The following is a 283-nucleotide window of genomic DNA, read 5'->3' as shown; positions in this document are numbered from 1 at the left end:
CCTATGAAAATCAGCGGCTTCCTATCCTCCCAGGACGCTTCCATCCAAGTACTTTCGGCGTTTGCGGGCTTAACTACTGTGTTCGGCATGGGAACAGGTGGATCCCCGCAGCTATCGCCACTGAATTCTTTTTTTCAAGGTATTTCTACCCTGACAACTGCATAGAAAAGTGTTTGTTGTTCTTAACGTTCCTTTTGTTTGAGATTCCCATTTTATTGGGTTCTCTGCTTCTCCGAACTTCGTTCGGAGTAAGTGATTCGCACCTGTTTGCGCGTCGCATTCT

At 46.6% G+C, this 283-nt stretch carries 1 rRNA gene; it reads right to left on the bottom strand.

Annotation, left to right across the window (positions count from 1 at the left end):
• Nucleotides 1-8 precede the first annotated feature (8 nt).
• Nucleotides 9-125 (bottom strand): 5S ribosomal RNA (gene rrf / locus PGX44_RS13140).
• Between the last annotated feature and the right edge of the window lie 158 nt (nt 126-283).

The sequence above is a fragment of the Caecibacter sp. AF58-12pH5A genome, assembly GCF_027681725.1.
In the GTDB taxonomy this organism is placed as follows: Bacteria; Bacillota; Negativicutes; order Veillonellales; family Megasphaeraceae; genus Megasphaera; species Megasphaera hominis.
Note: the sequence above shows the minus strand (reverse complement) of the source record. Positions and strands in the feature narration are given on the sequence as shown.